This is a genomic window from Streptomyces europaeiscabiei, from assembly GCF_001550375.1.
In the GTDB taxonomy this organism is placed as follows: domain Bacteria; phylum Actinomycetota; class Actinomycetes; order Streptomycetales; family Streptomycetaceae; genus Streptomyces; species Streptomyces europaeiscabiei.
In genome coordinates this window covers 1-8,747 of record NZ_LRTR01000901.1, presented here as the reverse complement: position 1 = coordinate 8,747, position 8,747 = coordinate 1, and the positions used below count along the sequence as shown (strand labels likewise).

6 protein-coding genes, 3 tRNA genes and 3 pseudogenes are annotated in these 8,747 nt (G+C 68.0%); 7 read left to right on the top strand and 5 right to left on the bottom strand.

Annotated elements, in window-relative coordinates:
• Together AWZ10_RS45535 and AWZ10_RS45530 are read right to left on the bottom strand one after the other, a co-directional pair.
• Nucleotides 1-1,205: xylulokinase (locus AWZ10_RS45535; RefSeq protein ID WP_079104719.1), on the bottom strand; the 1,205-nt coding region annotated here is incomplete at its 3' end.
• 69 nt (nt 1,206-1,274) lie between these two features.
• Nucleotides 1,275-1,580 carry a hypothetical protein gene (locus tag AWZ10_RS45530; RefSeq protein WP_033530202.1) on the bottom strand — a complete coding sequence of 102 codons (306 nt, stop codon included), beginning with the start codon at nt 1,578-1,580 and terminating at the stop codon, nt 1,275-1,277.
• 175 nt (nt 1,581-1,755) lie between these two features.
• On the opposite strand from AWZ10_RS45530, the gene AWZ10_RS45525 reads away from it, so the two are divergent.
• The 3 genes from AWZ10_RS45525 (at nt 1,756) to AWZ10_RS45515 (ending at nt 2,157) form a co-directional block, all read left to right on the top strand.
• A tRNA-Asn gene (locus AWZ10_RS45525) sits at nt 1,756-1,828 on the top strand.
• Between the two features lie 6 nt (nt 1,829-1,834).
• Nucleotides 1,835-1,907: transfer RNA gene (locus tag AWZ10_RS45520), tRNA-Asn, on the top strand.
• Between the two features lie 176 nt (nt 1,908-2,083).
• Nucleotides 2,084-2,157, top strand: a tRNA-Ile gene (locus AWZ10_RS45515).
• Nucleotides 2,158-3,297: 1,140 nt separating this feature from the next.
• On the opposite strand, the gene AWZ10_RS45510 is transcribed toward AWZ10_RS45515, so the two are convergent.
• Entirely contained in the window at nt 3,298-4,140 is an 843-nt protein-coding gene (locus tag AWZ10_RS45510) for a hypothetical protein (RefSeq protein WP_060894163.1), read from the bottom strand.
• Between the two features lie 37 nt (nt 4,141-4,177).
• Between AWZ10_RS45510 and AWZ10_RS52100 the strand changes: the two genes are divergently transcribed.
• Nucleotides 4,178-4,366 (top strand): hypothetical protein, encoded by a 189-nt coding sequence (locus tag AWZ10_RS52100; protein WP_159058613.1) that lies wholly within the window; start codon nt 4,178-4,180, stop codon nt 4,364-4,366.
• Nucleotides 4,367-4,545: 179 nt separating this feature from the next.
• The gene (gene gad / locus AWZ10_RS45505; protein ID WP_060894162.1) at nt 4,546-5,910 is read left to right on the top strand and encodes a glutamate decarboxylase; all 1,365 of its coding nucleotides are present in this window, start codon (nt 4,546-4,548) and stop codon (nt 5,908-5,910) included.
• Between the two features lie 103 nt (nt 5,911-6,013).
• On the opposite strand, the pseudogene AWZ10_RS45500 reads toward gad, so the two are convergent.
• Nucleotides 6,014-6,223, bottom strand: a pseudogene (locus AWZ10_RS45500) (IS256 family transposase); the annotation flags it as partial.
• 99 nt (nt 6,224-6,322) lie between these two features.
• A pseudogene (locus AWZ10_RS45495) lies at nt 6,323-7,174 on the bottom strand (transposase).
• 227 nt (nt 7,175-7,401) lie between these two features.
• Between AWZ10_RS45495 and AWZ10_RS45490 the strand changes: the two are divergent.
• Together AWZ10_RS45490 and AWZ10_RS45485 are read left to right on the top strand one after the other, a co-directional pair.
• Complete coding sequence (locus AWZ10_RS45490) at nt 7,402-7,926, top strand: AAA family ATPase (protein WP_060894164.1); 525 nt, start codon at nt 7,402-7,404, stop codon at nt 7,924-7,926.
• A 57-nt stretch (nt 7,927-7,983) separates the two neighbouring features.
• Nucleotides 7,984-8,388: pseudogene (locus AWZ10_RS45485) on the top strand (SAM-dependent methyltransferase); the annotation flags it as partial.
• Nucleotides 8,389-8,747: the final 359 nt, after the last annotated feature.

Sequence of the window (8,747 nt, the reverse complement as noted above, 5' to 3'; positions counted from 1 at the left end):
GCCGCCGCCTGCACCGCGGGCAGCTCCGCCGCCGCACCCAGCAGGAAGATCCGCCGCACGTCGACACCCCGGCCGCGCAGCACGTCCAGCGCGTCCGCGAGCCCGCACAGCATTCCCTCGAAGGCGGCCCGCGCGAAGTGCTCCGGCTTCATCGACTCCCGCCGCAACCCGGCCACCGTCCCCGCAGTGTGGGGCAGATTCGGTGTCCGCTCACCCTCCAGATAGGGCAGCATCACCAGTCCGTGCGACCCGGGCGTCGACTTCATCGCCAGGTCGGACAGCCCCTCCAGATCGGCCGCGCCCAGCAGCTCGGCGGCCCCGCGCAGCGTCCGTACGGCGTTCAGCGTGGTGACGACCGGAAGATGCATGCCTGTGGCATCGGCCAGTGAGGTGATCATCCCGGAGGAGTCGACGAGCGCCGTGGTGTGGACGGCCATGACGGACCCGGAGGCCCCCAGCGACACGACCGCGTCCCCGAGCCCGATGCCGAGCCCGAACGCGGCGGCCATGGTCTCACCGGTGCCGGCGGAGATGAGGAGCCCCTCCGGCGTCATACCGGCGGCGTCCGAGGGGCCGAGCACCTCGGGGAGCATGACCTGATGCCCGAGCGCCATCTCGACGAGATCCGTGCGGTACTGCCCGGTCGCCGCGTTCCAGTAACCGGTCCCGGACGCTCCGCCCCGGTCCGTCGTCCTCCTGACCGGCCGCCCCAGCAACTGCCAGACCAGCCAGTCGTGCGCCTGCAGCAGTACGGCCGTCCGCATGGCGGCGTCCGGCTCCGTCCGGCTCATCCAGCGCAGCTTGGTCACCGGCTGCGCGGCCCCCGGCACGCAGCCCACGGCCTCCGCCCACGCGCCGCGCCCCCCGAGCGCGTCGACGAGGTCGGCTGCCGCGACCTGGGTCCGCTTGTCGCCGCCGACCATCGCGGGGCGCACGGTGTTGCCCTGTGCGTCCAGCGCGATCAGCCCGTTCTGCTGGGACGACACCCCGATCGCCTGCACACCCTCCAGCAGCCCGCCGGTGGCCGCCTCCCCCAGGGACAGCAGCCAGGCCTGCGGATCGACGTCCGACGGGCGCCCCCCGCCCTCCGCCGACTCCAACGGGTGCGGGGCATACCCCTGCCTGAGCACGGCCCCTGTGTCCGAGTCACAGACGACAATGCGCGTAAATTCGGGCGAACTGTCCAGCCCGGCGACTATCCCCATGGCAGAAATTCTGCCGCACGGGAAGGGGTGGGGGCGCCGCGAGTCGCTCCGGCCGACCTGATGTGGTCCCTAGGTATTGCTCGTGCCCCAGTCGTCTCCGGCGGAACCGTTCGCGTTGCGTTCGCGCAGCGAGCGGACCCGCTCGGCGACCAGGTCGGGCACGCGGTCCCCGACCTTCTCGCTGACCACGTGGTACGCCTTGCCGGCGTAGACGCGCCCCTGCTGGGCGGCCGACTCGGCGGTGTTGCGCACCGCGGGGTTCTGCGCGACCTGCCGCGCGGACTTCTTCAACTGCTCGTAGCGTTCGCGTCCGGCCTTCGTGCCGAGGACGTAGCCCAGGGCCAGTCCGGCAAAGAACGTGAGCCGATAGCGCATGGCGGCCATCCTTCCCTTACGTCTGCGTCGGTCCCTTGCGTCGCCCTGCGCGGGCGACGGGCGCGGGGGATACCGATTGGCGTAGCACCCCCCTGCTTGCGCTAATGTATGTGTCGCAGCGAGCGCACGCCCCCTGGCGAATACCCAGGGAGGTACGATCGATGCAGCGAGGCAATCCTCCGTAGCTCAACTGGCAGAGCAGCCGGCTGTTAACCGGCAGGTCACTGGTTCGAATCCAGTCGGGGGAGCTTCGATCTTCCGTAGCTCAATTGGCAGAGCAGCCGGCTGTTAACCGGCAGGTTACTGGTTCGAGTCCAGTCGGGAGAGCAACCGAAGAAGGACCCCGTCGGGGTCCTTTTTCATGTCCGGGGGAACCGCGTGTGCCGCGCCGAAGTCCTCAAGGTCAAGAAGCGCATGCGAAGGCCGACCATCCGAAGCAGGAGATCGTATGAGCGGCTATGCTGCGGCAGACGGCGCGCACACATGTGCGCGACACGCCGTACGGGGCGGTAGCTCAGCCGGTTAGAGCAGCGGACTCATAATCCGTCGGCCGTGGGTTCGAGTCCCACCCGCCCCACTTCCGCAGGTCTCTGACCTGCGGAAACGTTCTTCTTTGGCTGACGGGGCGTCAACTTCGCCTGGATGGACTGAATCCGCTGCTCGCGAGTTGGGGATCTCGCCGGTCCCGTGGTGCTCGGAAGTGTCTTGATTGCTCTGACCTGCGGCGGAACAGGTTTTCAAGGCTGTCGTCGGCCTCCGGGTCCGCTGCCCCGGGGGTTCGAAGCCAAAGTCCAGGGACCAGACAGGGACCAAGACGGCGCCGACACAGTGCGTCGCGTGTGTGGGATCCAGGGCCGGGGCACTTCTCATCCGCTGGCTGTGGGCCGTCGCCCGCGATATCCGGTCGGGCGCCGGGCGCACCGGGCGTAGTGGATGGTGGTGCGTCTTGGTGCTGCCGGTGGCGGGATTGCGCGTGTTGCTGATGGCATGGCCGGTCGTCGATCCCGGTACTGAGGGTCCCTGCGTCGGAGAGTGGTGGTCGCCACTGCCGCTCAGTGACTGCGGTGCCGTCGAGCGCCCTGGGCTGTCCGGAAACGGCCCGAACAGAGAACGGCCCCTCCGGGATCACTCGACGGCTGTCGGGCCGTCGGGATCGAGTGTGTGGGCCTGCCGCCAACTGGCCCGCCGCCACTACACCTCCGGCGGCTGGAGCGTCGGCGCCCCGTCGCCCTCGTCGGCGGGTGGGCGGCGCGGACGTACTCGCCCGGGACCCGGATCGCCGCGCTCTTCCCCGACGGACCGCACCGCTACCTGGAGACCGTCTACAACGACGCCTGGTGCCGTGAGCATGAGCTCCTCGGCCAGGAGCCATGGGTAGAGCCTGACGAGATCACCGAGCCCGACGAACGCGTGGCGACCGGCTGGACTCGCTGCGGTCAGGTCCGCGATCCGCTCGCGAGGCGGCTGGCCGGAGCCTCCCAAGCGACGCCCACGTCAGCCGCTCCCGCACGACGTCGGGCTCGGTGGTCGAACGGCCCAGAGATCGTGTCTGTCCCGGACAGTCGCAACAGATCGACCGCGAAGAAGTGGGCCGGCCACTCTTCCACCGCCCGGGGCGCCCTGCACGCGTCGGGGCGGCCCGTTCTGCACCGCTCGAACGCGAGGCGGCCTGAGGGATCCCATACGACGAGCACTGAGCCAGTGCTGGTGCGGCGCTCTATGGGTGTTCGCCGAGTTGGAGGATCCCTGCGAGGCAGAAGCAGAGGGCGCCGGTGAGAGTGCCCCAGTTGGCGATGTCGGCGTTGATGAGGCTGCCGGTGGCGGGGCGTGTGTAGGCAGCGACCGCTGAAACCATGAACAGGACGGATCCGAGCTGGTTGACGGCGATGATCCACCAGCCAAGGTTGTGCAGCCGGGCGCAGAGCCGGCCGTGGCAGATCTCGACGAAGGCCAGGTGGCCGGAGATTAGAAAGAGGATGCAGCCGATCACGTCGGGTGTCCAGATGAGCCGGTTGACCTGCTGGACGGTCAGGCCCTGCAAGAAGGAGTCCAGCAGGTCGACTGCGAAGACGAGCGTGCCCGCGAAGAGGACGAATGCGCTCAGCCAGTCCACCCGCGTCGGTTCGTAGCTCCACCATCGCCAGTGGCGGGTGGTCAACCGTCCTTCGCCGCCGGCGACGTGGCGGGGTGCGTTGATCACCTGGAGCAGCGAGACGTACCCGCCGGTGGTGAAGAACAGGCCGCCAGCGAAGTAGATCGAGGCGCACTTGGTAGCGTCGCCGGAGCCGAACTGGGCGTCGGCCGCTCCGGCCGCGAACAAGGCCCCGCCGATGACGAAGGCGGTCACGGCGATGGCGTTGAGTCGGCGCAGCCGGGCGAGGGAAGCGGCGTCCGCAGGGATGTGACGAGTGGCCGCCGCACTGAGGGGACGGACGGAGAGCACTCCACGCCGCCGCGCGAGCCGGGAATCCCACACAGCGGTCCCGCCGTCGGGAAGGTTCCAGGTGAGCCGGGTGGTGAACGGTCCCGCGCCCTCGGCCTGCTGCTCAGGTTGCCCCACGGGCAGAGCCTAGAACCTCAGGAAGGACCGAGGAGGGGTGAAACGCCGTCCCGCCGAGCCGTCGCTGCAGCACGGTGCCCGGGCGCGACAGCCCGAGGAGGTCGAACGCTCCGACGCCGCCACCCGCGCGATGCCCGCGGCCGCTACCTCGACGCATGCTCCTGGGGCCACGACCGCCACCACCGCGGCAACATCCGACGCCCACCTGGCTTTCGCGGGCGGCTGAGGACGCCGCGCCCCCACCAGATGAGACGGCGGCGCGCCGGCCCGGAACGGTCCGGCGCCTTCACGGCCCGCGGGGGAGGGCCTGCGTTGGTGAGGTTGCGGCTTGCGGGGCATGGGGTCCATCTGGTCAACGGTGTGTTCCTCGCCCGCGGCGGACTCCGGCGCTGTTTGAATCGCCCAATGACCAAGCGTAACGACTCGGATCTTTTCGGTAACCGATTCTTGATCGTGCCCGCCCCCTCGGAGACGTTCCCCGAGGAAGGTATGGCCGCGACAGACGCGATGAGGCTCGTGGATGCGGATCTCGCCATGGAGGGCGACCCGCAGCGCAACCTCGCCACGTTTGTCACCACGTGGATGGAGCCGGAGGCACAACGGCTGATCGCCGAAAACCTCCATCGAAATTTCATCGACCATGCGGAGTACCCCATTTCCGCCGAGATCGAGCAGCGTTGCGTGCGCATGCTCGCCGACCTGTTCCACGCGCCGGGCCGGACGACCGGATGTCGGACCCAGGGCTCGTCCGAGGCGATCATGCTCGGCGCGCTGTCGCTGAAGTGGAAGTGGCGCGAGCGCCGCCAGGCGGCGAACCTGTCGACCGATCGGCCCAACCTGGTTTTTGGGGGAGACGTCCACGTTGTGTGGGAAAAGTTCTGCCGCTACTTCGACGTCGAGCCGCGGATCGTGCCGCTTGCCGAGGGCAAGTACACAATCGGCCCCGAAGACGTGGAGCCCCACCTCGACGAGAACACGATCGGCGTCGTCGCCGTCCTCGGCACCACGTTCACCGGCCACAAGGACGATGTCGTCGGAATCGACAAGCTTCTGCGGGACATCCGCAAAGAGCGGGACCTCGACATCCCGATCCACGTCGACGGCGCCAGCGGCGCATTCGTATGGCCCTTCCTCTACCCCGACTCCACATGGGACTTCCGGCTCGAACAGGTCCGTTCGATCAACGTCTCGGGACACAAGTACGGCCTGGTCTACCCCGGCATCGGATGGCTGGTCTTCCGCGAGGAGGCCGACCTGGCGAAGGACCTCGTGTTCTACGAGAACTACCTGGGCAAGACCGACGCGACGTTCACCCTGAACTTCTCCACCGGTGCGTCGATGGTGCTCGCGCAGTACTACAACTTCGTGCGGCTCGGTCGACAGGGCTACACCTACGTCATGAAGATCATGCAAGAGAACGCCCGCGCGCTGGCCGACAACCTGCGCAGCAGCGGCCGCTTCGAAGTGATCGGAAGCGACCTCGAACAGCTGCCCCTGGTCGCTTTCCGTCTCGCAGGCAAGCACGCCTACGACGAGTCCGACATCGCCTGGCAGCTCTCGGCCGAACGGGGCTGGATGGTGCCGGCCTACACGCTTCCGCCGAACGCGGAGCGGGTGAAGATCCTGCGCGCCCTGGTCAAGGAGACCCTGAGCCGTGAGCAGATCGATCGCCTGACCCAGGACATTGCCGACGCGTGCCGCACGTTGGACGACAAAGGGGCGACCCACGGGATCGAGCGGAACCAGGTCAAGCGCGGCACCGGCTACTGACGCACTGTGGCAGAGCAGCAGTGTCGGGTCCGAACGGTGTCGTGCGGGACAGCGGCGTGTATGCGACGAGGCTGATTCTCGCGCAGATCACTGCACTTGTTCAGCCGACGTGGTCGGTGGTCTCGTCCTCCAGAGCGGACTCGAGCACTCGCTTCGTGAGCTGTTGCAACAGCCCGCCCTCGCCGGTCAGTTGCAGCCCCTCGTTTCGGGCACGGTCATCAAGTATCGCAACGAGCTGCTCGTCCGACACCGCACTCGTCGGTTCCTGAACCACCTGCTCGGCCTGGTCGTTCTCCACGAGGGTCTCCGTCATCAGACGCATCTCCTTGATCAGCAGATCCGCCGTTGATTAGACACTCCCGCCAGGCGCACCCGCTCAGCCGCCCACTATCGCGGACAGTCACAAGGTGGATCACGCTGCGAGGGTCTCGTCTCGTTCGACGAGGAGGCCGTTCTCGAAGCGGGCGCCGGCTCGGACGAGGGCGACGAGGTGCGGTGCGGTGACCGCTCGCCAGCGGGCCTGGGCGGACTCAACGAGTTTGAAGACCATCGCGAGGGCCGCGGCCGGGCTGACGGCGCCACGGGTGACCTTGGTCCGAAGCTTCACGGTGGAGAAGGTCGACTCGATCGGATTCGTCGTCCTGAAATGGACCCAGTGCTCGGAGGGGAAGTCGTAGAACGCCAGCAGCTCATCGACCTCGCCGGTGATCTTCTTGACGGCCTTGGGGAACTTCGCCCCGTACGCCTTCTCGAACGCGGTGACCGCTTTCTCGGCGTGCGCACGGTCCTCGGCGTGGTCGGCGGTCCACTGCTGCGTCAGCCGGGTCACCGTGGCGCGACAGCCCGGCCGGGGAGCCCAGGAACTGTTCCGTCGCGGGCACGAAGTCGCCCGACGACAGGCCGTGGAGATAGAGCAGCGGCAGCACCTCGCTGATCTTCGGGGACTTCCGGCACCACGGCGCCAGGATCTTCGAGGAGAACCGCTGACGTTCACCCGTCGCCTCGTCGACCCGCTTGTCGTTCACGCGCGGAGCGGCCACATCAACCGGCCCAGCAGCCGTGGTCACGGTCCGCGGCCGGTGCCGGCCGTGCGGACCACCAGTCGGCGACCGGTCTCGTCACGCTGCCCGGCGAGCTCGGCTATGCACCCGTCCACCTCCGCCTCCAGGGCGGCGGTCAGCATCCGCCGGGCACCCTCGCGGACGATCTCGTCGATCAGGGAACCGGTCTCGGTGGTGCCGTCTTCGCTGACTACGCCGAGCACGGGCGTGCCTTCCCGGCCCGCGTTCGCAGCGCGGGCCTACTCGGTGACTTGACGATCACTCACTCGGGAAGGTACGCCCTTCGCGCGTCCTCCAGAGGAGCTGATCCACAAGTCCTGAGCATTGCTCTGGCGTGCATCTGCATGGCGGAAGCATCCGTGTCACGGTCTTCCACGGCCGTTTATTTCTGGTCGACCGGGCAGTCCAGACTCTGTCAGGCTGCCCAGCCATGACTGCTTACGAACTGTTGCTCATCGGTGGCGGGGCGGGTGTCGGAAAGACGACCGTCGCATGGGAGGTATCTGCGGCATTGCAGGGGAGGGGAACGGCGCACTGTTTGATCGAGGGCGACTACATGGACCAGATCCATCCGGCCCCACAGGACGACCCTCACCGCGCTGCCATCACCGAACGGAACACCGCGGCGCTCTGGTCGAACTACGCCGCTCTCGGCCAGCGTCGCCTCGTCTACTCGAACACGGTGAGCATCTTGGAAGCGCCGATGATCAGCCGGGCCATGGGCGGCGGCGAGGTCCGAGCCACCTGCGTCCTGCTCACGGCAGGGGAGACGACCGTGCGGGAGCGCCTTGCCCAACGCGAAATCGGCTCGCAGCTCACCGCCCACATCGAGCGGAGCCTGCGGAACGCACGGGAACTGGACGAGAAGGCTCCGGCGGGCACCGTCCGTATACCGACCGACGGCCGGTCGGTCGAGGACATCGCCGTGGACGTGATCAAGGCGGCTGCGTGGTAGGGGCCGACATTCATTGGACATCGCTCGGACCGAGGGCGAAGGCTGGCGGCATGACGCGCCAACCTCCTCACCCAGGCCGAGCAGGTCGCGTGCTTCCGCAACGCCGCCCGCCACCTCACGCCCGGCGGCCGGTTCGTCATCGAGCTCTGGGTACCCGAGTTGCGCAAGCTTCCACCGGGCCAGGAGGCCGTCGTCTGGAGCTCTGAGCCCGGTTGCATCGGTTTGGACACCTACGATGTTCTGAACCAGCACGTCGTGTCGCACCACTTCCACTTCGACGACATCAAACAGGCTGAACTGTCCCGCGGCCCGCACCGCTACATCTGGCCGGCCGAACTCGACCTCATGGCCCAGCTGGCCGGATTCGAGCTGGAGACCAGGCATGCGGATTGGACCGGCGCCGAATTCACCGCCGACTCGCGTTCTCACGTCTCCGTCTACCAATACCGGCCGAACCAGTAGCTTCGTCCGGGCCGGTGTGACGGTGCGCCGGGCTGCGACCGCGCCATCCTTGCGACCGGGCCCCGCGGATTCCTTGATCGTCTCTGGGAAATACGGGAGCATCTTGTCGCGGGCGAGTTGATCGTTGATGGACTCGCCGACTTCCGCCATGGTGCGGCGGAAGTCGTCCGGGAGGCCCCTCGTAGCGGTGCGCAGAATGGGGGTGTCAGCCGCTCACCGAAGCTGTAGACCGACATTCGGCGCGGCGCTTCTTCGTCGCGGATCTGCGCGTCCAAGGGGGCGTCTTCCGCTATAGAACCGGGCCGATCAGTTCACAGGCCCGCGCTGCGGCCACCAGCGCGCCGGTGCCACCGGTGGTG